The organism is Actinomadura sp. NAK00032, assembly GCF_013364275.1.
Taxonomy (GTDB): domain Bacteria; phylum Actinomycetota; class Actinomycetes; order Streptosporangiales; family Streptosporangiaceae; genus Spirillospora.
On record NZ_CP054932.1, the window covers coordinates 9,229,156 to 9,254,779 of the forward strand.

Consider the following 25,624-nt stretch of genomic DNA (forward strand, 5'->3'; position numbering starts at 1 on the left):
GCCCCCAGCCCCCGCCCCTGCCGCCCGTCCCTCGGAATCCACTCGTTTTAGGGCAAGCCGCCTCACCGCGGTCGTGCTGGCGGTCGTGACGGCCTCGGCCGGGCTGACCGTCCCGGCGCGGGCTGCGGAGAGCGGCGTCCGGTTCTCCGACGGCGGCGGCATCCAGGTCGTGAACGTGCGGCGCGTCGACGACCGGCAGTACGCGGTCAAGGTCCGCACGGCCGCGCTGGGACGGGCCGTGGACGTCCGCATCCTGCTGCCGGACGGCTACGAGAGCCGGGCGAGCGCACGCTACCCCGTCCTCTACCTGTTCCACGGGACGTCCGGACGGGCCGCCGACTGGGTCGAGAGGGGCGATGCCGCGAAGACCACCGCCGGACGGCCGCTCATCACCGTCATGCCGGACGCGGGCTTCGACGGCAACGGCGGCGGCTGGTTCACCGACTGGGCCGATCCGGGCACGAAGCTCGGGCCGTCCAAGTGGGAGACCTTCCATGTCGGCCAGCTGATCCCGTGGATCGACCGCAACCTGCGCACCGTCGCCCGCCGCGACGGGCGGGCCGTCGCGGGCCTGTCGCAGGGCGGGTTCGGCGCGATGAGCTACGCCGCCCGGCATCCCGAGCTGTTCGTGTCCGCCGCGTCGTTCTCCGGCGCGCCCGACATCTCCTCCAACCCCGTGACGGCGGCCGGCGCGACCGCCGTCGTCTCCTACATCGCGGTCGCCCTCAACGGGGTGGGCCCGGACGCGATCTTCGGCTCCCGGCTCACCGACGACATCAACTGGCGCGGCCACGACCCCGCCGGTCTCGCGTCCAACCTGCGCGGCATGCGGCTCGCGCTCTACACCGCCACCGGCCTGCCGGGGCCGCTCGACCCGCCGGCGCCGGACCCCGCCGCGATCGGCATCGAGGCCCTCACGCACGCCTCGACGGTCAGCTTCCACCAGCGGCTGGAGGGGCTGAAGATCCCCAGCCGGTACACCGACTACGTGTTCGGCACCCACATCTTCCCGTACTGGGCGCGCGACCTGCGGCAGCACATCGGCCCGCTGATGCGGACGTTCGCCGCCCCGCCCCCGCCGCCCGCGAAGACCTCCTACCGGTCGATCGACCGGAGCTGGACGCAATGGGGCTGGACGGTCGCCCTCGACCGGCGCAAGGCGCGGGAGTTCAGCGCGCTCTCCGACGCGTCCAAGACGGGCTTCACCTTGCGCGCCGCCGGGGCCGCCACGGTCACGACACCCGCGGCTTACCGTCCGGGTACACGCGTCACCATCCGCGTGACACAGGGGTGGACGCACCGCGTCATCAAGACGACCGCCGGGCCGCGCGGGCGGCTCACCATCACGCTCCCGCGCGCACACGGCGTCGCCACCACGCGCGTGAGCATCACCACACCTCAGACGGCCGGATAGGGCGTCCGGCGAGGTCAGACCTCCAGGACGCCCGACCGGACGAGGAGGCGCACGTGCTCGGTGATCGGGGGGCCGATCGCCTTCAGCGCCTCCATGTCGCCGCTCGCGATCGCCGGCGTCACCATCGAGCTCACCGCCGCCACGATGACCCTGCACGCGAACTCGCCCGCCGGAGTGGTGACGCCCATGAGCCCGGTCAAGGCGCCGACAAGGGCGCCCTGTATGTCGGCACGCCGCTGGATGGCCTCCGGACCGGCCGCGTACACCTCCACCAGGAACAGGCGCGCGTACCCCGGCTCTGACGACAGCGCCTCCAGGTACGCGGTGACGGCGCGCTCGAACCGGGTCGCCGCGTCGCCTTCGCCCCCGCCCGCCGCGGCGGCGGCGCCCACGGCGCCCTCCAGGCGGTGCATGAGCACCTCGCCCGCCTTGTCGAAGGCCGCCATGAAGCAGTCGAGCTTGGACGAGAACAGCCCGTAGAAGCTCTGCCGCGACACTCGCGCCCGTTTGAGGACATCCTCAACCGATGTAGCGACGTACCCTTTATCCAGCATCGCCGCGGCCATGGCCGCGCAGAGGCGGTCACGGTGCACCCGCTCGACCTCCGAACGGGACAGCGCGTGACGGCCCCGCGGCAGCCGGCGCGGTGCGGGACCGGACCCGGAGCTCTGCATCCGCTCAGGTTAAGGCACCCGCACCCCTTGCCCGGGTCGTCCGTTAACAGGTGATGAGACCGGTGTGATGGCATTCACCCAGTGGTCCGTACACTGGGCGAACGGGACCGTGGCACGCCGCGGGACGCAAGAAGCACGGTCCCGCGTTTCGGCGCGCCGTGACCCTGCCTTCACGTCCGCGGTGGGACGTACGTCACACTAGGCATGTAGGTGTTTCGAGGAGGAGAAGCGTGACCGATCGCGACGTGGACGTTCTGAGCAGAGCCCCGCTCTTCGAGGCCCTCGACGAGCAGGGCGCCAAGGCGCTGCGCGCCAACGTGACCGAGGTGCGTCTCGCGCGCGGTCAGACACTGTTCAACGAGGGCGAGACGGGAGACCGGCTGTACGTCGTCCTCGAAGGCAAGATCAAGCTGACCCGGACGGCGCCGGACGGCCGGGAGAACCTGCTGAGCGTGCTCGGCCCGAGCGAGATGTTCGGCGAGCTGTCGCTGTTCGACCCGCGCCCGCGCACCGCCAGCGCGATCGCGGTCACCGAGTGCCGCCTCGCCGGGCTCGGCCACGACGACCTGCGGCCCTGGCTCACCGGGCACCCCGAGGTCGCCGTCCAGCTGCTCCGCGCCCTGGCGCAGCGGCTCCGCAAGACCAACGACGTGATGGCCGACCTGGTCTTCACCGACGTCCCCGGGCGCGTCGCCAAGGCGCTGCTCGACCTGGCCGAGCGGTTCGGCCAGCCGTCGGAGGCCGGGCTGCACGTCCACCACGACCTCACCCAGGAGGAACTGGCGCAGCTCGTCGGCGCCTCCCGCGAGACCGTGAACAAGGCGCTCGCCGACTTCGCCCAGCGCAACTGGCTGCGCATCGAGGCGCGTGCCGTCGTCATCCTCGACATCGAACGCCTCCGCAAGCGCTCCAAGTAGCCCGCCCGGGCGGGGCGGGCGGCGGCGCTCAGCGGGAGTCGAGGTAGTCGAGCTGCGACTGGACCGACCATTCGGCGGCGGGCCAGAGCGCCTTGTCGACGTCGGCGTACACGCGTTCGACGACCTCCCGAGCCGTGCGGGCGCCCGCCGCGACGGCCGCCTCGACCTGCGCGAGGCGCTCGCGGCGATGGTCGATGTAGTGGTCGAGGACGGCGATCGGGTCGTCCAGCCTGGGCCCGTGACCGGGGAGGATCGTGGCGGCCTCGACGTCGGCGGCGAACCTGCGGAGCCGGTCCAGCGAGCCGAGGTAGTCGCCGAGACTCCCCTCCAGCACGGTCGTCCCGTACCCGAGGACGGTGTCGCCGGTGAGGACGGCGCCGTCCGCCGGCAGCCAGAACGTCAGCGAGTCGTCGCTGTGGCCCGGCGTCTCCATGATCCGCAGCTCCAGGCCGCCCGTGGTGACGACATCGCCCTCCCCGAGCCCCTCGTCGCCGAGCCGGTGCTTCGGGTCCAGCGCCCGCACCTTGACGGATCCGCCGGCCAGCTTCGCGAACTTCCCCGCCCCGGCCGAGTGGTCGGGGTGGCCGTGCGTGAGCAGGACGAGCCCGACGCGCCGGCCCTGGGCCTCGACGATGTCCAGGACGCGCTTGAGGTGCTTGCCGTCCTTCGGCCCGGGATCGACGACGACGGCCTCGTCCGACCCGGGCTCGGCGATGATCCAGGTGTTCGTGCCGTCCAGGGTCATGGCGGACGGGTTCGGGGCGAGCACGCAGACCGCCCGTTCGGTACCCATCCCGTCGATCTCCGTCATATCTCCCATCCTGCCCGAGGCCCGATCGGGGTGGCGGACCGGGTTCCAGCCGAGGCGGTCGAGGTGCCGCAGCGCCGACGTCCCGGCCAGCCGCCACATGACGGCCTGCGAACGGGGCATTCCGCGGCCCATCGTCAGCCCTGCGTGTAGTGCCGCTCGGTGCCCGCGGGCAGCACGAGGTACGCCTCACCGTCGATGATCTCCGCCGTGGGCTCGTGGACGACGATCTCGCGCGGCGCGGCCAGCACGTCCGCGACCGTGTCGAACTCGGCCAGCTCCGCCAGCGTCGCGATCGTCGGCGGCAGCATCATCCACTCGCCCTTCACCGCCCGCTCGGCCGCCTCCGCCGGACGTACCCAGGCGACCTGGTCGGCCTCGGTGCTGACGTCCCTGGCCCGCTGCCCGTCCGGCATCGCGGCGACGAAGAACCGGGTGTCGTAGCGCTTCGGCTCGATCGCCGGGGTGATCCAGTGCGCCCACGGGCGCAGCAGGTCGGCGCGCAGCACCAGGCCGCGCCGGTCGAGGAAGCCGCCGAACGACTGGGAACGGTCCAGCAGCGCCTGGCGGTCGGCCTCCCAGTCGTCGCCGCGCGTGTCGTCCACGACCGTGCCGCTCGTCGGCCCGGCCAGCAGGACGAGCGTCTCCTCGAACGTCTCGCGGACCGCCGCGCACACCAGCTCGCGGGCGAGCGTCTCGCCCGCCTTGAACGCCCCGCCCCACTCGGCGGGGGGCGGCCCGCACCACGCGAGCTCGGCCTCGCCGTCGCGCGGATCGACCGACCCGCCGGGGAACACGTACGCGCCCGGCGCGAACGCCATCGACCGGACGCGCCGCAGCATGAACGCCTGGAGCCCGTGCTTGTCATGGTCCCGGAGCACCACGACCGTGGCCGCGTCCCGGGCGGGAACGGGCTCGGCCCGGCCCGCCCGGATGTCCTCGATCCGATCCCGGAAACTCGCCGGCAGCTTCAACCCGTTCACAGTGCCCATGGCGAGTCATTCGGACATACCGAATGGCATTCCGTCAAGCCTGGTCCTACTGGACCTCGGCGATGAGCTCCACCTCGACCGGCACGTCGTGCGGCAGGACCGCGACGCCCACCGCGCTGCGCGCGTGCTTGCCCGCGTCCCCGAACACCTCGGCCAGCAGGTCGCTCGCCCCGTTGACCACCTGCGGCTGCCCGTGGAAGTCCGGGGCGCTCGCGACGAACCCGACGACCTTCACGATCCGCACCACCCGCGACAGCTCGCCGACCTCGGCCTTGAGCGCCGCGATCGCGTTCAGCGCGCAGATCCGCGCCTGCCGGGCGGCCTCCTCCGGGTCGACCTCGGCGCCCACCTTCCCGGTGACGCCCAGCTTGCCCTTCACCATCGGCACCTGGCCCGCCGTGTAGACCAGCGAGCCCGTCCGCGCCGTCGGCACGTACGAAGCCACCGGCGGGACGACCTCCGGCAGCTCGATCCCCAGCTCGCGGATCCGCTCTTCGGGCGTGCTCATGGCCACTCCTCCTCGTTGAGGTGCTGCTGACTGGAATCGGGCGCCTACGACTGCACTTCGCGCTTGAAGTAGGCCACCAGGTTCTCCGGGTTCGGCCCCGGCAGGACGGTCACGAGCTCCCACCCGTCCTGGCCCCAGTTGTCAAGGATCTGCTTGGTCGCGTGCACCAGCAGCGGAACGGTCGCGTACTCCCACTTCTTCATGGCGTTCACCCTAGCGGTGACCACTGCGGACACCCTCAGGTGTCGGCCCTGCAAGCCCCTGGCGCACGGAGGCCACTCAGGCGGTGGCTGCTCAGGCGGTGGCCACTCAGGCGGTGGCTGCTCAGGCGGTGGCCGCTCAGGCGGTGGCTGCTCAGGCGGTGGCCGCTCAGGCGGTGGCCGCTCAGGCAGAGGCCGCTTGGGCGGAGGCCGCGTCGTGGTGGGCGCGGGCGGCGTGGACCTCGCCCATGTGCTCGTTCGCCCAGTCGACCATCGTGGCGATCAGCGGGACGATGCGGTCGCCGAGCGGCGTGAGCGCGTATTCGACCTGCACCGGGACGGACGGCGTGACGGTGCGGCCGACGAAGCCGTCCCGTTCGAGCGAGCGCAGCGTCTGGGTGAGCATCTTCGCGCTGACGCCCGGCATCGCGCGGCCGATCTCGGCGTACCGGCGCGGGCCGCGGGCCAGCTCCCAGAGGACCATCGTGCTCCACTGCCTGCCGACGACGCCCAGCAGCTGGTTCATCGGGCACGCCTCCATGAAGGCGCCGAACGCCGCCCTCTCCTGCTCGCGGCGCTGCGCCGCCGTCATCGTGGCCATGCTGCGGGCTCACCTCCGGGTGGGGAACGCACTCGGAAGTAACTCCTTCCGGCGGCGGGCTGTTCCGGCGACAGTGGTCCGTGCGGGGGTTCCCTCCGCGTCATCCCACGTCACGCAAGGAGTTCTGGCATGCGCGCTTTCGTCGTGAAGGCACCCGGCGGCCCGGAGGCGCTGGAGGAGGCCGACGTCCCCGCGCCCGATCCAGGTTCGGGCCAGGTCCGCGTCCGGGTGGCCGCGGCGGCGGTCAACCCGGTGGACGCGGCGGTCCGCTCGGGCGCCCTGGCCGCCGCCGGCCTCATGTCCTTCGGCTCGCGTCCCGCGTTCGGCATCGGCATGGACATCGCCGGCGTGGTCGACGCCACCGGGCCGGGCGTCGACCATCTCGCGCCCGGCGACGAGGTCATCGGGCTCCAGGACCGGCTGGACGTGCCGCTGGCCGGCTACGCGGAGCTGATCGTCCTCGACGCCTCCGCCGTCGCCCGCGCGCCCCGCTCGGCGTCCCCGGCCGAGGCGGCGACGCTGCCGCTGAACGGCCTGACCGCACTGCAGGCGCTCGACCTGCTCGGCCTGCCGTCCGGGGCGACGCTGCTGGTCACGGGCGCGGCGGGCGCGGTCGGCGGGTACGCCGTCGAGCTCGCCGCGCGGCGCGGGCTCCGCGTGGTCGCCTCCGCCGGCGCGGCTGACGAGCCGCTGGTGCGCGGGCTCGGCGCGGAGATGTTCGTCCCGCGCGGCGCCCACCTCGCCGACGCGGTGCGGGCGCTCGTCCCCGGCGGGGTGGACGGTGCCGTCGACGCCGCCCTGCTCGCGGCCCCGGCGCTCGACGCCGTCCGCAACGGCGGGGTGTTCGCCACCGTCAACGGCGGCCCGGCCATCCCGGTCCCGCTGCGGGGGATCACCGTCCGCAACGAGTGGGTCCACGCCGACGCCGCACAGCTGGCGCACCTGGCCGACCTTGCGGACCAGGGCCACCTCACCCTCCGGGTGGCCGACACGCTGCCGTTGGCGGACGCGCCCAAGGCCCACATCCGCCTGGAGACCGGGGGCCTGCGCGGACGTCTCGTCCTGATGCCCTGACCCGCGTCCGCCGGTGGAAGCGGGCCGTCCGGCGCCTGACCATCCCCTTCAGCCGACCACCTGACCGGGCTTGCGGGCCGCCCCCTTCTGTGGGGGCGGCCCGTTCGTCAGCGCGACTCGTCCGGCCGCTCCTCCGGGGCGGGGGTGCCGCTCGTGATGCCGCGGTTCTCGCCCTGAGCCGTTTCGCGCTTCGGCTCGTCCAGCCCGATGACCGGCGGGACGTCCTCGGCCGACTCCAGCGTCGAGGGCTGCTCCGCCGCCTTGGCCAGCTCCTCCTCCGCCTTCGCGAGCCGCTGGCCGAGGTCGAGCTTGCTGCCCTCGCCCTCCTCCTCATCGGTGCGCGCCGGGCCGCCCGCGGCACGCTCGAAGAACCGCAGGATCTCGACCGGCAGCGGCATGACCAGCGTGCTGTTCTTCTCCGCGGAGACCTCCACGACCGTCTGCAGCAGGCGCAGCTGCAAGGCCGCCGGGTCCTGCGACATGATCTCGGCCGCGGCGGCGAGGCGCTTGGACGCCTGGAACTCGCCGTCCGCGGTGATGATGCGGGCGCGGCGCTCCCGCTCCGCCTCCGCCTGCCGCGCCATCGACCGCTTCATGCCCTCGGGCAGCGAGACGTCCTTGATCTCGACCCGCTCGATCAGGATGCCCCACGGCCCCTCGGTGATCTCGTCGATGATCGCGCGCAGCCGCATGTTGATCTTCTCGCGCTCGCCGAGCAGCTCCTGCATGTCGGCCTGGCCGATGACCGACCGCAGCGACGTCTGCGCCACCTGCGAGACCGCGTAACCGTAGTTGTGGACGTTCACGATCGCCTTCACCGGATCGATCACCCGGAAGTAGACGACCGCGTCGACGCGGACGCTGACGTTGTCCTGCGTGATGCCGTCCTGGCCGGGGACCCCCATGGTGATCGTCTGCCGGCTGACCTTCTGCATGCGTTCGACGACCGGCACGATCGCCGTCAGGCCGGGAGTCCGCACCGCGCCGGGACGCAGGTCCCCGCCCCGCTGGACCTGGCCGAACCGGAACACGATGCCGTGCTCGTACTGCTGGACGATGCGGATCGACGACGCCAGGGCGAGCAGCCCCCCGACGACGACGATGAGCAGGATGATGAGTGCCACCGCTTCCATCACGGGCACCTTTCTCACGTGGCCGGCCGGCGCCTGCACGCCGGCAGAACTCCGGACCCGTGAAGATCCAGACGGAACCGTCCGGGACGGCCCCACGTTTCCCAGCTAACCGCGCGGGCACGCCGGTTTACAACGTCCATCCAGATGATCTCGCGGGGGACCGTGTCAGGGATCACTTGCATACGGGTGGGCGGCCTCTGAAGTGTTTGCCGAGTGAACGATATGGTCGATCGGGTGAGCGCGAGAGACACCGACTGGGACGGCGTACGCCTCCATGTGGTCACCGGTAAGGGCGGCACGGGGAAGACGACCGTCGCGGCCGCCCTCGCCCTTGCCCTGGCCGCCGGCGGCCGCAAGGTCCTGCTCGTCGAGGTCGAGGGCCGGCAGGGCATCGCCCAGCTCTTCGACTGCCCGCCCCTCCCGTACGAGGAGCGCCGCGTCGCGGTCGCCCCGGACGGCGGCGACGTGTACGCGCTCGCGATCGACACCGAAGAGGCGCTCATCGAGTACCTCGAGATGTTCTACAACCTCAAGCGCGCCGGGAAGGCGATGACCAAGCTCGGCATCGTCGACTTCGTCACCACCATCGCCCCCGGCCTGCGCGACGTCATCCTCACCGGCAAGACCTCCGAGTCGGTGCGCCGCAAGAAGAAGGACGGCTCCTTCATCTACGACGCCGTCGTGATGGACGCCCCGCCCACCGGCCGCATCACCAAGTTCCTGAACGTGAACGAGGAGGTCTCCGGCCTCGCCAAGGTCGGGCCTGTGCGCAACCACGCCGACACGGTGATGAAGGTCGTGCGCAGCCCGGAGACCGCCGTCCACTTCGTGACCCTGCTTGAGGAAATGCCCGTCCAGGAGACGATGGACGGCATCCGCGACCTGACCGACGTCGGGCTTCCGGTCGGCGGCGTCATCGTCAACATGGAGCACGAGCCCGTCCTCACCGAGGACGACCTCGCCACAGCCGGCGCCGGCACCCTCGACACCGACGAGATCCTGCGCGGCGTCAAGGCCGCGGGCCTGGAGCACGACGCCGAGTCGATCGCCGCCGTCCTCGCCGCCGAGGCCGGCGACCACGCCCGCCGCACCGCCCTCCAGCGCCGCGAGAAGGAACGCCTCGACTCGATCGACCGCCCCCGCTACACCCTCCCGCTGCTGTCGGACGGCATGGACCTCGCCGGTCTCTACGACCTGGCCGCCGCCCTACGCGCCCAGGGCGCAGCATGACCGAGCGCAGCGAGGGCATGCTGCGGTCTCTCGTGGGGGGCGTGAGCGGTCACCCCCCACAAGCAACAGGCATGACCCAGCGCAAAGACGGCACGCTGCGGTCATTTGCAAGGGGCTGTTCCCCACAAGGCACCCGCATGGTGGCGGTGCCGGGGGATGGTGAGCGGCCGGTCGTGGTTGCGGGGGCCGTGCCTGGAGTGTCCTGGGTTCGCTCGCGGAGCGGCGTTGCGGGGTGTGTGGAGCGAGCCCGGCGGAGTGCCGGAGGCCGGACGGCAGAGGTGAAGCGATGAGCCCGATCAGCAAGACTCCCCCCGCCCTGGACGTCGACGCGCTGCTCGACGACCCGCGCACGAAGATCATCGTGTGCTGCGGGTCCGGCGGGGTCGGGAAGACGACCACGGCCGCCGCGCTCGGGGTCCGGGCCGCCGAGCGGGGGCGGGACGTCGTCGTCCTCACCGTGGACCCGGCGCGCCGGCTCGCCCAGTCGATGGGCCTGTCGGAGCTCGACAACAACCCGCGCAAGATCGAGATCGACGGCGACGGCGGCGGTGAGCTGCACGCCATGATGCTCGACATGAAGCGCACCTTCGACGAGATCGTCGAGGCGCACTCCGACCCGGACCGGGCGAAGCAGATCCTCGCGAACCCCTTCTACCAGTCGCTGTCGTCCAGCCTGTCGGGCACGCAGGAGTACATGGCGATGGAGAAGCTCGGGCAGCTGCACCGCTCCGGCGCCTGGGACCTCATCATCGTGGACACGCCGCCGTCCCGGAACGCCCTGGACTTCCTGGACGCCCCCGAGCGCATGGGCCGCTTCCTCGACGGCCGCTTCATGAAGATCCTCGCCGCCCCGGCCAAGACCGGCGGCCGTTTCGGCGTCAAGGTGATCAGCGCCGGGTTCGGCATGTTCACCGGGGCCATCAACAAGGTCCTCGGCGTCCAGCTGCTCCGCGACGTGCAGACGTTCGTCGCCGCGTTCGACACGATGTTCGGCGGGTTCCGGGAGCGCGCCGAGAAGACGTTCAAGCTGCTGCAGACCCCCGGGACCGCGTTCCTCGTCGTCGCCGCGCCCGAGCCGGACGCGCTGCGCGAGGCGTCCTACTTCGTCGAGCGGCTCGCCGAGGAGCGGATGCCGCTGGCCGGGCTCGTCGTGAACCGCGTCCACGAGTCCGCGGCGGACGGCCTGTCGGCGGCGCGCAGCCAGGCCGCCGCCGAGACGCTGGAGGAGCGCGGCGAGCACGCGCTGACCGCGGCGCTGCTGCGCCTGCACACCGACCGCATGCAGCTGGCCGCGCGCGAGGAGCGCCTCCGCGACCATTTCGCGTCCACGCACCCGACGGTCCCGGTCACGGCGGTCCCCGCCCAGGCCGAGGACGTCCACGACCTGGACGGCCTGCGCCAGGTGGGCGAGGACCTCGCCGCCCCCACCTCGACCCCGACCGCCGCCGCCTGACCCGGCCGCCCGCCGCCCGTTCCGCGGTCGGCGGGCACTTGGCCGTGCGTCTCCCAACGGACGCGACGCCGAGCCGACGCCTTCTTGCCAGCAGCGTCTACCTGGCGTTGCTCGGGACGTACAGACGGATGTCGTCGACGTATGCCTGGCCCTCGTAGTAGTTCAGGTGCGGGTCGCCGATGATGAACGAGTCGGGATAGGCCGACCCCTTGGGCCAGCTGTGCTTGGTGATGTACGTCCCAGCAGGCCCCTTGTGGACGAGCCTGCGGTCGAAGCGGCCGTCGTACTCGCCGGGCGTCTGGTTGTAGTGCCAGATGGGACGGCCGTCCTCCACGAAGTCATGGTGGACGCGCAGCGTCGTCTGCCCGGTGTGCAGGAACGGGCCGCTCATCTCCAGCGTGTACCCGGTGGAGTCGCGTTCCACGGCGAACCGGTAGGACGCCTTGGGCAGCAGCTGCGGCTGGAGTTCGGCGCTCGTGAGGTGCTGCTTGAACCGTCCACCGGGCCCGTAGGGCTTGTCCATGGACACGTTCCCGCAGGCCGTCTTGATGTAGTACTCGTTGCTGATGTTGTTGTTGGCGGCCTCCCGGAACATGTCGCCGCGCACGAACAGCGCGTTGACCCCGTTGAAGGTGCCGTCGAACGTCCGGTAGATCTTGCCGGTCTTCGGGTTGCAGGTCCCGGCGTTCTTCCAGCGCTCGTCGTCGCTGTAGTAGCCGTCCATGATGACCTTGCGCCGGTAGTGGATGCCGGGGTTGCCGTGCGGCGCCGGGTTCGCGTAGTCGAGGATCGTCAGGTAGTAGAACCCGTTCTCCTTCGTCACGTCCGGGTACTGGCAGCGCGTCTTGCCGGGCAGCGCGCCCTGGAACGTCCACGGGTACCGGGTCTTGCACGGCTCGCGCGTGTAGCCGTTGTGCCTGCCGTTGTAGTCCCACGTGCCGTGCCGCTTGCCGCCGAAGTCGATGCCGCGCAGCGTCATCTCCACGCGGTAGCGCGGCGGCAGCGGGCGGGTGGGCCGGATCAGCACGCCGGCGTCCCAGCTCGGCTCGGAGATCCGCGCGACCTTGTGCCCGCCCGGGAGGGACGCGTTGGACAGGCCGGGGCGCGAGTCCGGACGGCCGTCGCGGTCCTTGTCGACGGCGGCGACCTCGGCGGTCAGCCACCCGTCCCGGCCGAACGCGACGCGCTTGCGGAACACGTTGAGGGTGTCGAGCTGCTTCTTGAACAGCGGCCCGCTGATCTTCGTCCAGGCCTCGCCGTCGTCGTCGAACGCGTCGACGTGCCAGGGGCTGCGCGGCCCCTGCGGGTCCAGGCGCCACGGCTCGCCGTCGACGCGCAGCGGCCGGTCGAAGTTCTCCTGCGCCATCAGGACCCACGGCCCCGTGCGCTCGGACGCGCTTCCGGCGGCCGGCAAACCGGCGGACAAGGCCGCCATGGCGGTCGCCCCGGTGACCGCCGCGGTGATCCTCCAACGTCCCGTCACAACGTGCCCCCTCGCTCCGGTGAACGGCGGCGCGTCCGCGTCCGTCCGCGCGGCGCGCCCGCACGGACCCTACGATGATCAGCGCTCCGAGCTGGGACGATGCGCTCCCGGCCACCGCTTCTTGGCCGCCCCTTGGCCAACTCCAAGCCGACCGGCCCGCCGCCCTCCATCCGATCGCGCGAGCGCCGTCGCTCTGGTGAGCCTTGTCACTGCCGACCGCGTGACGGCTGCGCCCGGCTGCCCGGCTGTCGCCCGGGCCGCCGGCCCCCGTCCGATGGCGTGACCGCGAGGGCCAATGGCGATACCGCGACGATCAGTACCGGCGCGCACAAAATGACTGCACTGTCGGTCCTAAAAGGCGAAATCGCCGCGTGATGTGATGTTCATGCTTCACTTCGCCGCCCAGGAGAGGCAACTCCGTTGCGAAGCGACGGTGCTGACCAAGCCCATCAGCGACGCGGCCGACGACGATGCACACGCCGCCGGGGCGCGCATTCGGGCGCAGATGACCACCGACCAGGGCGTACGCACAGGCCGACGTCGACTCGACGCGCGGAAAAGCGTCCCTCGCGAGCTGATCGCCCCATTGCCACCGACCAGCGCCCGAAGCAGCGCAGACGCCACCCGCAGACGGCATCCGTCGATGCAGGTGGACGATCAGTGAGAGGGCAGAGCACGTGGCCGCGGCCCGCACCGCGAAACGGTGCGGGCCCGCGGCCACGCTCTCATTGGACCGTGCCGGTCCCTAGAACCAACCTCTGCCGGACGCCTGGACGGGCCGCTCGCGGCCCGCCGAGGTCAGCTGGCGACGAGCTCCTGCTCGTCCGCCTCGACCGACCGCTCGTACTCTTCCTTCGCGGTCTCCAGCAGATCGCGCCACGACCGCACATCCGGTCGCCGCCGCAGCAGTGCCCTGCGCTCCCGCTCGGTCATCCCGCCCCAGACACCGAACTCGATCCGGTTGTCGAGGGCGTCAGCGAGACACTCCGTGCGCACTGGGCAGCCGCGGCAGATGAGCTTGGCCCGGTTCTGCGCCGCTCCCTGCACGAACAGGGCATCCGGATCCGCGTTACGGCAGGCGGCGCGGGCGGTCCAATCCGTGATCCACATCTTGGCCCCACTCCCCTAGGGTCTGTGTCGATTTGCGCTCCTTGGCCGGACGGGCGCGGACGTCAGGCCGCCAAACGAAAGCCGTGGGGAAGAACTTACGGAAGCGAGGGACGTTTCAACAGCCCCCGATGGGCCCATTCTCGATATAGCCCACCGGGGCCATACCGCCGGAACGGACTAGTTACCTGTAGTTGACGCGCCAGACACAGCGCAGGTTGTCATCATGAGGGCATAACGGACGATCCTCCGGCGCAGCCGAGACCGGAACGTGGTGACGCAGGGGACCTGTCCCTAATGCACTGCTCGTCCCGCGTACCCTAGACCACGTGCGCGTTGCGAAAACCGATCGGGTCAAGTCCGCTTCCACGCTGTTCAGGCTGCTCGGAGCCGGGGTGGTGGCGGGTCTCATCGTCGCCCTCATCGCACTGCCGGCCGTCGGCAGCGCGGGGCTCACCGCGCGCGACGCCGCGAACAACTTCGACGACATGGACAGCCAGCTCAAGACGTCGCCGCCGTCCGAGAAGACGGTGATGTACGACGCGAACGGCAAGCAGGTCGCGACGTTCTTCGACAAGTACCGCGAGTCCGTCCGGCTGGACCAGGTCGCCCCGATCATGCGCAAGGCCATGATCGACATCGAGGACTCGCGCTTCTACGAGCACGGCGCGCTCGACCTGAAGGGCACCATCCGCGCACTGGCGTCCAACGTCGAGTCGGAGCAGACCCAGGGCGGGTCCACGCTCACGCAGCAGTACGTGAAGAACCTCCTGGTCGACAGTGCCCGCACGCAGGAGGAGTACAAGGAGGCCACGGCCCCCACGGTCGGACGCAAGCTGCGCGAGCTGCGCTACGCGCTCGACATCGAGCAGCGCCTCACCAAGGACCAGATCCTTGAGGGCTACCTGAACATCGCCTACTTCGGCGCAGGCGCGTACGGGGTGCAGGCCGCCGCCAAGCGCTACTTCAGCGTCCCGGCGTCCAAACTGACCCTCGGCCAGGCCGCCCTCTTGGCCGGCATCACGCAGAACCCGACCGCCTACGACCCCATCCGCAACCCCAAGGACGCGCGGCACCGGCGTGACGTCGTCCTCTACCGGATGGCCCAGCTGCAGCACATCACCAAGGCACAGGCTGACCAAGAGGCCGCCAAGCCCATCCAGCTGAACCGCACCGACCCGGTTGGCGGCTGCCAGTCCAGCAAGGCGCCGTACTTCTGCGAGTACGTGAAGTACGACATGCTCAACATCCTGTCGGACGGCAAGTACTGGCAGCTGAAGCCGAAGGAGCAGCAGAGCATCGTCAACGAGCTGAACCGCGGCGGCTACACCATCCGCACCACGCTCGACATGCAGGACCAGAACGCCGTCGACAAGACCCTGCGCGGCTCCGTCCGGCCCGGCGGCAACCGCGTCGCCGCCCAGGCGATGGTCGAGCCCGGCACCGGCAAGATCAAGGCGATCGGCGTGAGCAAGCGGTTCGGCCCCGGCAAGGGCCGGACGACCATCAACCTCCCCGCCGACTCCCACCACGGCGGCGGCAACGGCGTGTCGGCGGGCTCGACCTTCAAGGTCTTCACGCTCGCCGCCGCCATCAACCAGGGCATCCCGGTCAGCACGACCATCAACTCGCCGCAGACCGCGACGGTCGGCGGCTTCCAGCCGTGCCGCTACACCGGGACATGGCAGGGCAAGAAGTACGAGAACGACCTCGTCGGCGGCGGCGCGCCCTGGACGGTGTCCAACGCCGGCGACAGCGAGAAGGGCAACTTCAACCTCAAGACCGGCACCTGGCACTCGGTCAACACCTTCTACGCGTACCTGGAGAAGCGCGTCGGCGTCTGCAACGCCGTGAAGATGGCCGAGAAGTTCGGGATGAAGCAGGGCAACGGCAACCCGCTGCTGCCGACCCCGTCCCAGGTCCTCGGCGTCAACGACGTCGACATGGTGCACCTCGCCGCCGCCTACGCCGGGTTCGCCGCCCGCGGCAAGTACTGCTCGCCCATCTCCGTCACCGAGGTCGTCGACCCGCAGGGCAAGAAGCTGAAGCTGCCCGAGCAGGACTGCCACCAGGCCCTCGACCAGGACGTCGCCGACAAGGTGAACTCCATCCTCCAGGGCGTCCTCACCAAGGGCACCGCGGCCGGGCTCGGCCTCGGCCGCCCCGCCGCCGGCAAGACCGGCACCTGTGAAGAGTTCACCTGCGCCGTGTTCGCCGGCTTCACGCCGAACCTCGCGTCCGCCGTCGCCTACTGGGACTACCGCGGCCCCTGGCAGTACAAGGTGTACGGCATCTACGGCGCGACCATCCCCGGCCCGCTCTGGCGGACGTCCATGCAGCGCGCCCTGGCGGGCGAGCCCGCCCCCGGCTTCCAGACCCCGTCCCGCGACTTCGGCGACACCACCCGCGTCCCGGACGTCAAGAACCAGACGGTCGCCGCCGCCAAGACCAAGCTCACCGCGGCCGACCTGAAGGTCCAGGTCGCCTCCGGCTCCGTCGACTCGGACAAGCCACGCGGAACAGTCGTCTCGACCTCACCGGACGCGGGCACCGAAGTCCCGCCCGGCACGACCGTCATCCTCTACGTGAGCAGCGGCAAGAAACCCGACTAGAAGCGAAAGGGCCCGGCGCGATGCCGGGCCCTTCGTCATTCCGCCAGTTGCCGTTTGACCTCGGCCGCGACGCGGCCGCCCTCGGCCCGCCCGGCGACCTTCGGGTTCACGACCTTCATGACCTGCCCCATCGCGCGCGGCCCCGCCGCACCCGTCTCGGCGATGGCGTCCGCGACCAGCGCGGCCAGCTCCGCGTCGCCCAGCTGCGCCGGAAGGTACTCCTCCAGCACCGCGCCCTCGTCCCGCTCGGCCTGCGCCTGCGCCTCACGCCCCGCGTCACCGAACGCCGTCGCCGCCTCGCGCCGCTTCTTCGCCTCCCGGCCGAGCACCTTGACGACGTCGTCGTCCGACAGCTCGCGCGACTGCTTGCCGGCGACCTCCTCGTTCTTCACCGCGGTGAGCGCCATGCGCAGCGTGCGCGTGCGCACCTCGTCGCGCGCCTTCATCGCGGACGCGAGATCGGTCTCCAGCTTCTCCTTCAGGGTCATGCCAACATCATGCCCGTCCCGTACCTTCTGCCTCATCAGGATTACCGCGCGGTGCCCATGTCTGAAAGCATGGGACCCTGAGAAGGGAGAGTCGTGCGAAAGATCTACGCCGTGCCCCTGGGCCTCCTGGGCGCGGGAGCCGCGACCTTCGGGTACGCATCGGTGATCGAGCGGAACTGGTTCCGGCTGCGCCGCGTCGACGTCCCCGTGCTGCCGCCGGGGCGTCCCTCGGTGAAGATCCTGCACATCTCCGACGCGCACCTCACCCCCGGCAGGACGCGCCTCATCCACTGGGTCCGCTCGCTGGACGCCCTGGAGCCCGACCTCGTCGTCAACACCGGCGACACCCTCTCCCACCGCGACGCCATAGGCCCCTTCCTGGACGCCCTGGGCCCCCTCCTGGACCGCCCAGGCGTCTTCGTCTACGGCTCCAACGACCTGTACTCCCCGGTCCTGAAGAACCCCCTGCGCTACGTCTGGCGCACGAGCAAGTCCGACTACGAGGGCCGCCGCCGCGAACCCGACCTCCCGTACCGCGAACTCGGCTCGTCCCTCCAGGCCGCCGGCTGGCTCGACCTCAACAACCGCATCGGCCGCCTCAAGGTCGGCGAACTCGACGTCGAGTTCGGCGGCATCGACGACTCCCACATCGACCGCGCCCGCTACGACAAGATCGCCGGCCCGGTCGACCCGCAGGCCGACGTCCACCTCGGCGTCATGCACAGCCCCGAGCCCCGCAACCTCGACCGCTTCGCCGCCGACGGCTACGACCTCCTCCTCGCCGGCCACACCCACGGCGGCCAGGTCTGCGTCCCCTTCTACGGCGCCCTGGCCACCAACTGCGGCATCGACCGCCCCCGCGTGAAGGGCCTGCACCGCCACCAGGGCTCCTGGCTGCACGTCTCCGCTGGCCTGGGCACGTCCCCGAAGGCCCCCATGCGCTTCTGCTGCCCGCCCGAGGCCACCCTCCTCACCCTCGTCCCCCGGACGTGAACTGGAAGACCGCCACCGCCCTCTCCACCCTCTACGACTACGCCGTCCAGAACCGCGCACTCTCCCACCTCGGTGCACGGATCCTCTGGAACTACGACATAGCCAACCTCCGCAGGGCCATATCCACCCAAGACCCAACGGCCCTGACCCTGGACATCCCCTGCGGCGGAGGTCTGGCCGTCCGCGGCTCCCGCCATGTAGCCGCCGACCTCTCCCCGACCATGCTCCACCGGGCCCGCCGCAAGACGAACACCCTCGTCCAGACCAACATCTACGCCCTCCCCTTCCACCCCGCCACCTTCGACGCCTGCGTCACCTACAACGGCCTCCACTGCCTGGACGACCCACCAGCAGCCCTAGCCGAACTGACCCGCGTCCTACGCCCAGGCGGCACCCTGAGCGGCACAACCCTGGTCCGAGGCACCAACCGCGACCCCTTGATCACCGCCTTCCAACGCCTGGGCGTCTTCGGCACCCCAGGCACCACCCAAGACCTCCGAACCTGGCTGACGGCCGCCGGCCTCAGAGACATAGAGCTCACCCCCACCGGCGCAGTGACCGCCTTCACAGCCCGTAAATAGGGACGCAGCACCCCCAGACATCCGCTAAGGTGGACTAGGCGCCGGGAGAACGTACGACTCCCGGGCAGCCACCAACCGGGGTGTAGCGCAGCTTGGCAGCGCGCTTCGTTCGGGACGAAGAGGTCGTGGGTTCAAATCCCGCCACCCCGACACAAAGATGCAGGTCAGAGGCCGGTTCCCACCACCAGGGGAACCGGCCTCTTGATCGTCTGACCCCCATTTGACCCCGCCCCCGAACGCGACCTCACAACATCCAGGGTCACGCACCATCACCCCACTGGCCACATTGCAGCTCCCTCCAGCCCCCATCTGAACCGGGGCCCCTGCCTCTCCCGGGAGATGATCGCCACCTGCTAGTGCGGTGACCACGAACCTTTACCGGGTCTGGTCAGACACCCCATGTCGTTTGGGTGTCAAGCGGCGTGGGATTGGGTGTGGTGTGACCAGGCGGTTGCTTCGTCGTAGAGGGTGCGGGTCTTGAGGCATCCGTGGAGGATGCCGACGAGGCGGTTGCCGAGCTGGCGCAGGGCGGGGTTGTAGCCGGTCTCGCGGGCCCGTTGCTTGTCGTAGTAACGGCGGGCGCCCGGGGAGGCGCGCAGGGCGGAGAACGCCTGGGTCTGCAGGGCGTCGGCGAGGCGGTTGTTGCGGACGTAGCGGGCCTGGACGGTGTGGCTCTTGCCGGATGCCCGGGTGATCGGGCTGGTGCCGGCGTAGTTCTTGCGCGCTTTGGCGGAGGCGTAGCGGGTGGGGTCGTCTCCGAACTCGGCGAGCACCCGGGCGCCGGTGATCTCCGCGATGCCGGGCATCGAGAGGTAGATCTCAGCGTCCGGGTGCGTTCGAAAATGGGCCTTCACCTGCTCCTCGATCGCGGCTATCTGCGCGTTCAGCGCGATGATCAGATGGGCGTGCGCGGTGGCGGTGGCCGCGTAGGCGGCGGTGACCGGCTCGGGCAGGCCGAGCTGTCGTTGGCGCAGCGCGGTCTGGATCGCGGCCGCTTTGGTGTCCCGGTCGCGTCGGCGGGCGCGGGCCAGGACACCGGTGATCTGGGTGCGGGTCAGCTTGGCCCCGGCTGCCGGTGTGGGTGCCTTGATCAGCAGTTCCAGTGCGTCCGTGCTGGTCAGGGCCAGGCCGGCGTAGGCGTTCAGGGCGGCGGGGAAGTACTCCCGCAGCATGCTGCGCAGCCGCTGGAAGGTGCGGGTGCGTTCCCAGATCAGGGTCTGGTGGGCGCGGGCGACGACCTTGACGGCCTGGGCCTGGGCGCTGTCCCCGGCCACCGGCCGCAGTTGGGCCCGGTCGATGCGGACCATGTCGGCCAGTGCGTGTGCGTCGCCCTTGTCGCTCTTGGCGCCGGAGGAGGCGTACCGCTCCTTGAACCGGGCCACCTGCCGGGGATTGATCGCATAGACGCGGTAGCCGGAGGCGATCAGGGCCTGCACCCACGAGCCGCGGTCGGTCTCGATCCCGACCACGACCTCGGCGGCGTCAAGGTCCCCGCCGCCGTGCTTGGCGACGAGCTCGTGCAGCTTGGCGATCCCCTCCACACCCTCAGGCAGCCTCGCGGCGGCCAGTTTCCGGCCGGCCTCGTCCTGGATCTCGACATCATGGTGGTCTTCGGCCCAGTCATCGCCGATCAGCAGCAACTCGTCCTCCTGGTCAGGTACTTCGCTCCTTGCAGCCTGCGGAAGGCGCGGCACGCGGCCTAATGGATCTAGTGCTCACGCCCCGATCGGCGGGCACGCCACCCCATCAACGGTCTGGCCTCCCGGCCGGCCAGCAGGGGCACGGTCTGACCACAGAAGTCGGACGCTTCCGGCGGCGAGAGTGCTCACCTGCTGGCGGCTACGGCTACCGAGTCTCTACGACCCCGCAGCTCCCATTAGGCGGCCTTGGGGCGGGGTCGTCCCCGGCGTTGCCGGCGTTCGCTGCGGACCCGGGCGCGTTCGCGGCGCTGGGCGGCCAGCACGTCGGGATGGCGGGCGTTGGCGTTGCGCCAGCGCAGGTAGGCCTGTATCTCCCAAGCGAGCACGGTGTGGTTGGGATGGCTGGAGTTACCGATCACGAAGGTGCGCAGCGGCCCGAATTGGGCCTCGATCGGGTTGGCCCGCGAGGCGTAGGTCGGTGTGAGGCACAGTTCGACGTTGTTGCGGGCCGCCCAGGCTCTGATCTGTGGTGTCTTGTTCGCAGACAGGTTGTCCAGGATGACGTAGACCGGGGCGCCGTCGGGGCGGGCGGCGCGGATGGACTTCAGCGCGGCCAGGGTGTTGGCGCCGCTCTTGCCGCGGCGGGTGACGCCCCACAGGGTGTCATCGCCGAGTGAGTAGCAGCCGTGGAAGTAGCGGACGCCGTGGGTGCGCCGGTAGGTCCCCGGCAGCCGGTCCGGGCGCCCCTGCTCGGCCCAGCCGGTGCCGTGGCAGGGCCGGATCGACAGTGGCCCGAACTGGTCGAAGGCGAAGCACCGGTCCGCGAACCGGGTCGTGACCTCCTCGATGCGGTCGAGCTTGGTGTCGAAGTCGGGGTCGTTGGAGGTCTTCCAGGTGCGGGTGCGCTGGAAGGTGACCCCATGCTCATGCAGGATCTGCCGCAGCCGCTCGCGTCCGATCCGGATCTTCCGGTCGCTGTGGCCGGTGAGGTGGTCGGCGAGTTTGCGGACGCTCCAGCGGGTGAACGGGCGGCCGAGCTTGGTCGGGCGCGTGGTGGCCGTCTGGATGATGAACGCGATGTCATCGCCCGAGATGCGGCGGGGGCGGCCTCCCGCCCAGTTAGGGTCCAGGCAGGCCAGTCCCCGCTGATTGAAGTCGTGGATCACGTCCCGGACGGTGTCCTCGTGGGCGGCGACCAGCCGGGCGATCGCCGGGGCCGGTGTCCCTGCCGTCGACGCCTGGATGATCATCGCCCGGCGGACCCGGATCGACTCGTGCCCGCCCCGCCGGATGATCTGCTGCAGCCGGCGCCCCTCGTCCTCGGTCAACTGCCGTGCTCTGACCGGTTCTGCCACCAACCCGACTCCCCTCTCGACAACGACCTGTCCTCATCGAGGGTGAAGCCGATCAACCTGCCCGTCCCGGACCCTGCCCGGCGTGTCACCCAACCCGGTGAACGTTCGCGGTCATCGCACTAGACGCCCCACTGGAGGTCTGGGTCGGCGTCGACACCCACCGGGACGTTAACGTGGCAGTCGCTCTGGACGAGCGCGGCCGCTAGCTCGGGGACATAACGGTCCCGACCACCCGCGACGGCAGAGTCACCCTGCTGGACTCTGGGCATGCTCGCTCGGGGACGAGCTGCGCGGCTTCGCCGTCGAGGGAACCGGAAGCTACGGCGCCGGCCAGACCCGTCGCCTCCAAGCACACGGCCAGTTCGGCCTGGAGGCCAGCCGGCCCCGCCGCGACCGCATGGCCCAGCGCAACGACGGCAAGAGCGATACGCGCTGGCTCGCCCGCCGCTGCAAGATACTCAACGAGGAACTGGCCGATGTCGACGCCGAGATCGAGGCGCTCGTCCGCCGCTGCGCACCGGCGCTCCTGGAACTGGCCGGTGTCGGGCCGGGCGTCGCCGCGACACTGCTGGTCGCGGCGGGCGACAATCCGCACCGGCTGCGCAGTGAAGTCGACTTCGCCCACATGGCCGGCGCCGCGCCCCTGCCCACCGGCAGCGCGGCCTCACCGGCGGCCGTCACCGTCTCAATATCGCGGCGGCAACAACGCCCTCTGGACGATCGTCCTGGTCCGGTCCGCATGGACCAGCGCACCAAGGACCACCTCGCTCGCCGCACCGCCCAGGGCAAGACCAAAAAGGAGATCATCCGGTGCCTCAAACGCTACGTCGCCCGTGAGATCTACCAGGTCCTCGCCCGCGCAACGGCAATCGCCGCACCAGTTGCACGATAGGAGCGTCGTTTAGTCACTGTGCCCCCTTGCTGTGAGGCACGGGGTGTAAGCGCCGGCTGGGCCCCGCGTGGATGCCGACGGCCCACTCTGTCCTACGTCGATGGGCCTCTCGACCCGACAAAATGATCACGGCCGAAAATGTCCAATGCGCCCCACTGCGTCACATTGCGTCAGTCGGTCCTGGTAGAAGTAAGAGTCCTGTTGTTTCTGAGGGTGCGGCCATAGTGCCGAGGTTTCTGCTGAGACTGTTCGGATGGGCATGGGAGCGGACGGCGATGACTTCTCTGGATGTGGCCCCTGAGCAGGGCGAGCTCGTGCGCGTGCGCGGTGAGCACTGGGTCGTCGTCGATGTTAAGCGGAGCAGGCAGCCGATCGATGAGCTGGCGTCGGTCCGGCTACCTGGCCGAACCCTCGTCAGTTTGATGAATGTGAGCGGCGACGACGTCGGTGAGGAGCTTCGCCTCATCTGGGAGATCGAGCCGGGGCACCGAGTGGTTGCGAGCGATCAGCTTCCGGAGGTGACCGAGCAGGGGTGGGATGATCCGCAGCGACTAGGAGCGTTCTTGGACGCCGTCCGTTGGGGCACCGTGGCCAGCGCGGACACCACTACTTTGCAGGCGCCGTTCCGGGCTGGGATCTCCCTGCACACCCATCAACTGGCTCCAGTGGCCAAAGCTTTGAGCATGCCGAGGGTGAATCTCCTGATCGCCGATGATGTTGGCCTCGGGAAGACCATCGAGGCGGGCCTAGTGATTCAGGAGATGCTGCTGCGCCACCGTGCCCGGCGGATCTTGGTCGTGTGCCCGGCCCCGCTGACGGGCAAGTGGCGTGAGGAGATGGGATCGAAGTTCGGCCTCGACTTCACTGTCCTAGACGCTGAGGCCCTCCGGGACCTGCGCCGTACTCATGGCCCAGAGGCGAATCCCTTCACGGTCTTCCCTCGTACGATCATCAGCCTTCAGTGGCTGCGCACACCCCGCGTCAACCGGCTCCTCGAAGCCGTCCTGAAGCCTAAGGACCGGCATACAGGGTTCTTTGACCTGCTCGTGGTCGATGAGGTGCATCACTGCACGCCTGCGGTGCCGCGAGGCGGTGCTCGGCTCGCGGTGGACAGTAAGCAGACACAAGCGGTCCGAAAGGTCGCCGAGTATAGCCAGCATCGCCTGTTCCTCAGCGCTACCCCACATAACGGCTACGAGGACGCCTGGCGAGCCCTTCTGGCCATGCTCGAGCCGCAACGTTTCATGCCTGGTGTCGCCCCGGAGCGCAGCGTCCTGGAGGAGGTGATGGTCCGCCGGCTCAAGACCGAAATCATGGACGAGGGCAACAAGCCGGTGTTCCAGCCTCGGGTGCCCCGTGCGATCGACGTGCACTACTCACAGGATGAGGAACAGATCCACAACCTACTGGAGCGGTACCGACACGCACGGATCAGTCATTCCGGCCGGAGCATCCAGACGAACGACCTGCTCACACTGCTGTTGAAGAAGCGGCTGTTCTCTTCCCCCGCGGCGTTCCACCGCACATTGACCGCGCATACGGCCACCGTGCTCGGCTCGGGCCGACAGGCGGTCACCGATGATGGCGCCCTCGACTGGCTCGAGGAAGCCGCAGAGTGGGATGCTGAGACCCCTGATGACGAGCCCGGCAGCGTCGTCGAACAGGAGTTGTTGCTGCGCCTGGTCCATACGGCCAACCCGGTCGGCGAGGACGGCCACCTGCTGCTGGAGGAGATGCGGGTCTGGTGTGAGAGGTTCGCCGACCGATCCGACAGCAAGGCCCAGGCGCTGGTCGCCGAGATCGAGCGGATCCTCAGCACGGACCCCGCAGACCGCGTGATCATCTTCACTGAGTATACGGCCACCCAGACATGGCTGGCGGAGATCCTCACCTCACGCGGACTCGGAGGCGAGCGGCTCGGCCTGCTGCACGGCGGGATGGACCCGAAACGCCGCGAGCATCTGAAGGCGGCATTCCAGGCCGCGCCGCACCGGGATCCGTTGCGGATCCTGCTGGCCACAGATATGGCTAGCGAAGGCATTGACCTACAGAATCACTGCCACCGGATCATCCACTACGACATCCCGTTCAACCCCAACCGGCTCGAGCAACGCATCGGGCGGGTCGACCGGCTCGGCCAGCGCCACCCCGTCGACGTTGTCCATTTCGTCGGGGCTGGCTGGGAGACCGCCGAACCCGAGTCGTACAAGAACGACCTGGAGTATCTGAGTCGCGTCGCTAAGAAGATCGCGATCGAGCGGCGGGACCTGGGCAGCGTGAACCCCGTCCTCGCGGCCGGTGTCGAGGCGCGGATGCTCGGACGAAAGGTGTACGACGACCCGCTCGTCCTCGAACCCATGCCGGGTGTCGAGACCGGGCTAATGGCCGCTGAGCAGGACATGCGCGCCCACGCCCAGAGACTGCGCGAGCAGCTCAACCGAAGCGAACGCAAACTGCACGTTGCTCCGGATAACATCCGGCGCGTCGTCGACACTGCACTGACGCTGGCCGATCAGCCCGCCCTCGTCGATGTCGGGCCAGACCTTGTCGAGGTCCCCGAACTACGCCACGGTTGGGAACGCACTCTCATCGGCCTCACCGATCCGTTGTCAGGGGAGACACTGCCGCTGACCTTCAACGGTTCGGTAGCCGAGAGCCGAGACGACGTCGTCCAAGCACACCTGGAGTACCCGCTCGTCTCGCACAGCAGCAGCCTGCTGCGCAGCGCCATCTGGGGCAGCCCGACTCGCCTACACCGGGTTGCTGCCGTACGGGTCACCCTGCCAGACGACAGTGGCATCACCGATCTACTCGCCGTGGCGTTTGCCCGCCTCGTCGTCGTCGGCGCCGACGGGCATCGCCTCCACGAGGAGGTCTTGCCGGTCGCCCGCGCCATCCCGGCCACGGGCCGATCCCGGCGCATCGACCTGGGGCAGCTTCGCAAACAAGATCCCAAAGAAGACGACTCGAAAGAACGGCTGCGCCGGGCCATCGAGGACGGCTTCGGACCCAAGGCGTGCTTCCCAGCGCCCGAGGCGGCCAAAGAGCAGTTCTTGCGTGCGTGGGGCAACGTCGAACGCCTTCTTGCACGTGACGTTCAGGACGCTGGGCAGGAACGGCTCACCGACCTGGACAAGGAACTCGGTCGCCGTAAGACCGAAGAGCAGGCCCGTGTCCGCGATACCTTTAGTCAACTTGAGGCGACCTTGAGGTCCGCACTGGCTAGCCCGACCTACGCTCAGCTGAGCATCGAGGACCTCCTCACGGAGGAACGGACCCGCGTGGAGCGCGACCGGGCCGCCTGGCAAGCCCGCATCGACGGGCTAGGAACAGAAACGGAGCGCGAGTTGCAGGCGGTCGAACGTCGCTACCAGGGCGTCAAGGACCTGGTGTTCCCCTTCGCCGTCGCCTTGTGCGTTCCCCAGGGATGGACCGGCCAGTGAAGCGTCGCCGTAAGGCATCCGGGGGA

Annotated in this window: 23 protein-coding genes and 1 tRNA gene; 12 read left to right on the forward strand and 12 right to left on the reverse strand. The window is 70.0% G+C overall.

Translation table 11 applies throughout. The features are described 5' to 3' along the window. Positions 1 to 85: 85 nt before the first annotated feature. A complete protein-coding gene (locus HUT06_RS42625; protein ID WP_176200888.1) occupies positions 86 to 1,414 on the forward strand; it encodes an alpha/beta hydrolase family protein in 1,329 nt (442 codons plus the stop codon). A 14-nt stretch (positions 1,415 to 1,428) separates the two neighbouring features. On the opposite strand, the gene HUT06_RS42630 is transcribed toward HUT06_RS42625, so the two are convergent. Beyond that, on the reverse strand, positions 1,429 to 1,980 hold the full coding sequence (locus tag HUT06_RS42630) for a TetR/AcrR family transcriptional regulator (RefSeq protein WP_254715855.1): 552 nt from the start codon (positions 1,978 to 1,980) through the stop codon (positions 1,429 to 1,431). A 338-nt stretch (positions 1,981 to 2,318) separates the two neighbouring features. Here HUT06_RS42630 and HUT06_RS42635 point away from each other — a divergent pair, with 338 nt between their 5' ends. Next, positions 2,319 to 3,005, forward strand: a complete 687-nt coding sequence (locus tag HUT06_RS42635) for a Crp/Fnr family transcriptional regulator (protein ID WP_067483689.1) — start codon at positions 2,319 to 2,321, stop codon at positions 3,003 to 3,005. Between the two features lie 28 nt (positions 3,006 to 3,033). On the opposite strand, the gene HUT06_RS42640 is transcribed toward HUT06_RS42635, so the two are convergent. The 5 genes from HUT06_RS42640 to HUT06_RS42660 form a co-directional block, all read right to left on the reverse strand. Continuing rightward, positions 3,034 to 3,936, reverse strand: coding sequence for an MBL fold metallo-hydrolase (locus tag HUT06_RS42640; RefSeq protein WP_254715694.1), 903 nt, complete (start codon positions 3,934 to 3,936; stop codon positions 3,034 to 3,036). A 14-nt stretch (positions 3,937 to 3,950) separates the two neighbouring features. After that, complete coding sequence (locus tag HUT06_RS42645) at positions 3,951 to 4,805, reverse strand: NUDIX hydrolase (RefSeq protein ID WP_176200891.1); 855 nt, start codon at positions 4,803 to 4,805, stop codon at positions 3,951 to 3,953. 46 nt (positions 4,806 to 4,851) lie between these two features. Continuing rightward, on the reverse strand, positions 4,852 to 5,313 hold the full coding sequence (locus HUT06_RS42650; RefSeq protein WP_138636950.1) for a RidA family protein: 462 nt from the start codon (positions 5,311 to 5,313) through the stop codon (positions 4,852 to 4,854). 44 nt (positions 5,314 to 5,357) lie between these two features. Beyond that, entirely contained in the window at positions 5,358 to 5,516 is a 159-nt protein-coding gene (locus tag HUT06_RS42655; protein WP_021591512.1) for a DUF4177 domain-containing protein, read from the reverse strand. 181 nt (positions 5,517 to 5,697) lie between these two features. Next, the gene (locus HUT06_RS42660) at positions 5,698 to 6,114 is read right to left on the reverse strand and encodes a helix-turn-helix domain-containing protein (RefSeq protein ID WP_176200892.1); all 417 of its coding nucleotides are present in this window, start codon (positions 6,112 to 6,114) and stop codon (positions 5,698 to 5,700) included. A gap of 129 nt (positions 6,115 to 6,243) precedes the next feature. Between HUT06_RS42660 and HUT06_RS42665 the strand changes: the two genes are divergently transcribed. Then, on the forward strand, positions 6,244 to 7,188 hold the full coding sequence (locus HUT06_RS42665; protein WP_176200893.1) for an NADP-dependent oxidoreductase: 945 nt from the start codon (positions 6,244 to 6,246) through the stop codon (positions 7,186 to 7,188). Positions 7,189 to 7,295: 107 nt separating this feature from the next. Here HUT06_RS42665 and HUT06_RS42670 read toward each other — a convergent pair whose 3' ends face one another. Beyond that, a complete protein-coding gene (locus HUT06_RS42670) occupies positions 7,296 to 8,321 on the reverse strand; it encodes a slipin family protein (RefSeq protein ID WP_176200894.1) in 1,026 nt (341 codons plus the stop codon). A 234-nt stretch (positions 8,322 to 8,555) separates the two neighbouring features. Between HUT06_RS42670 and HUT06_RS42675 the strand changes: the two genes are divergently transcribed. Both HUT06_RS42675 and HUT06_RS42680 read left to right on the forward strand, forming a co-directional pair. Then, a complete protein-coding gene (locus tag HUT06_RS42675) occupies positions 8,556 to 9,551 on the forward strand; it encodes an ArsA-related P-loop ATPase (protein WP_254715695.1) in 996 nt (331 codons plus the stop codon). 286 nt (positions 9,552 to 9,837) lie between these two features. After that, positions 9,838 to 11,004 (forward strand): ArsA family ATPase, encoded by a 1,167-nt coding sequence (locus HUT06_RS42680; RefSeq protein ID WP_176200895.1) that lies wholly within the window; start codon positions 9,838 to 9,840, stop codon positions 11,002 to 11,004. A 97-nt stretch (positions 11,005 to 11,101) separates the two neighbouring features. Here the strand turns inward: HUT06_RS42680 and HUT06_RS42685 are convergent, their stop codons facing one another. Then, positions 11,102 to 12,430 (reverse strand): hypothetical protein, encoded by a 1,329-nt coding sequence (locus HUT06_RS42685; protein WP_176200896.1) that lies wholly within the window; start codon positions 12,428 to 12,430, stop codon positions 11,102 to 11,104. Positions 12,431 to 12,872: 442 nt separating this feature from the next. On the opposite strand from HUT06_RS42685, the gene HUT06_RS42690 reads away from it, so the two are divergent. After that, complete coding sequence (locus HUT06_RS42690; RefSeq protein ID WP_176200897.1) at positions 12,873 to 13,151, forward strand: hypothetical protein; 279 nt, start codon at positions 12,873 to 12,875, stop codon at positions 13,149 to 13,151. 134 nt (positions 13,152 to 13,285) lie between these two features. On the opposite strand, the gene HUT06_RS42695 is transcribed toward HUT06_RS42690, so the two are convergent. After that, positions 13,286 to 13,597, reverse strand: coding sequence for a WhiB family transcriptional regulator (locus tag HUT06_RS42695; RefSeq protein WP_089329881.1), 312 nt, complete (start codon positions 13,595 to 13,597; stop codon positions 13,286 to 13,288). Positions 13,598 to 13,923: 326 nt separating this feature from the next. On the opposite strand from HUT06_RS42695, the gene HUT06_RS42700 reads away from it, so the two are divergent. After that, positions 13,924 to 16,206: a transglycosylase domain-containing protein gene (locus HUT06_RS42700; RefSeq protein WP_176200898.1), complete on the forward strand. Its 2,283-nt coding sequence runs from the start codon at positions 13,924 to 13,926 to the stop codon at positions 16,204 to 16,206. A gap of 35 nt (positions 16,207 to 16,241) precedes the next feature. Here HUT06_RS42700 and HUT06_RS42705 read toward each other — a convergent pair whose 3' ends face one another. After that, positions 16,242 to 16,694, reverse strand: a complete 453-nt coding sequence (locus HUT06_RS42705; protein WP_176200899.1) for a GatB/YqeY domain-containing protein — start codon at positions 16,692 to 16,694, stop codon at positions 16,242 to 16,244. 93 nt (positions 16,695 to 16,787) lie between these two features. Here HUT06_RS42705 and HUT06_RS42710 point away from each other — a divergent pair, with 93 nt between their 5' ends. From HUT06_RS42710 to HUT06_RS42720, 3 genes are all read left to right on the forward strand, one after another. Continuing rightward, the gene (locus tag HUT06_RS42710; RefSeq protein ID WP_176200900.1) at positions 16,788 to 17,687 is read left to right on the forward strand and encodes a metallophosphoesterase; all 900 of its coding nucleotides are present in this window, start codon (positions 16,788 to 16,790) and stop codon (positions 17,685 to 17,687) included. Next, on the forward strand, positions 17,684 to 18,268 hold the full coding sequence (locus HUT06_RS42715) for a class I SAM-dependent methyltransferase (protein WP_176200901.1): 585 nt from the start codon (positions 17,684 to 17,686) through the stop codon (positions 18,266 to 18,268). Before HUT06_RS42710 ends, HUT06_RS42715 begins: the two co-directional genes overlap by 4 nt. Positions 18,269 to 18,344: 76 nt before the next feature. Beyond that, positions 18,345 to 18,418, forward strand: a tRNA-Pro gene (locus HUT06_RS42720). A 263-nt stretch (positions 18,419 to 18,681) separates the two neighbouring features. On the opposite strand, the gene HUT06_RS42725 is transcribed toward HUT06_RS42720, so the two are convergent. Both HUT06_RS42725 and HUT06_RS42730 read right to left on the reverse strand, forming a co-directional pair. Further along, positions 18,682 to 19,908, reverse strand: a complete 1,227-nt coding sequence (locus HUT06_RS42725) for an IS110 family transposase (protein WP_176201096.1) — start codon at positions 19,906 to 19,908, stop codon at positions 18,682 to 18,684. Positions 19,909 to 20,144: 236 nt separating this feature from the next. Continuing rightward, positions 20,145 to 21,263, reverse strand: coding sequence for an IS630 family transposase (locus HUT06_RS42730; protein WP_176200902.1), 1,119 nt, complete (start codon positions 21,261 to 21,263; stop codon positions 20,145 to 20,147). Between the two features lie 397 nt (positions 21,264 to 21,660). Here HUT06_RS42730 and HUT06_RS44220 point away from each other — a divergent pair, with 397 nt between their 5' ends. Next, entirely contained in the window at positions 21,661 to 22,155 is a 495-nt protein-coding gene (locus HUT06_RS44220; RefSeq protein WP_217711666.1) for a transposase, read from the forward strand. 275 nt (positions 22,156 to 22,430) lie between these two features. Continuing rightward, complete coding sequence (gene drmD / locus HUT06_RS42740) at positions 22,431 to 25,598, forward strand: DISARM system SNF2-like helicase DrmD (protein WP_176200903.1); 3,168 nt, start codon at positions 22,431 to 22,433, stop codon at positions 25,596 to 25,598. Positions 25,599 to 25,624: the final 26 nt, after the last annotated feature.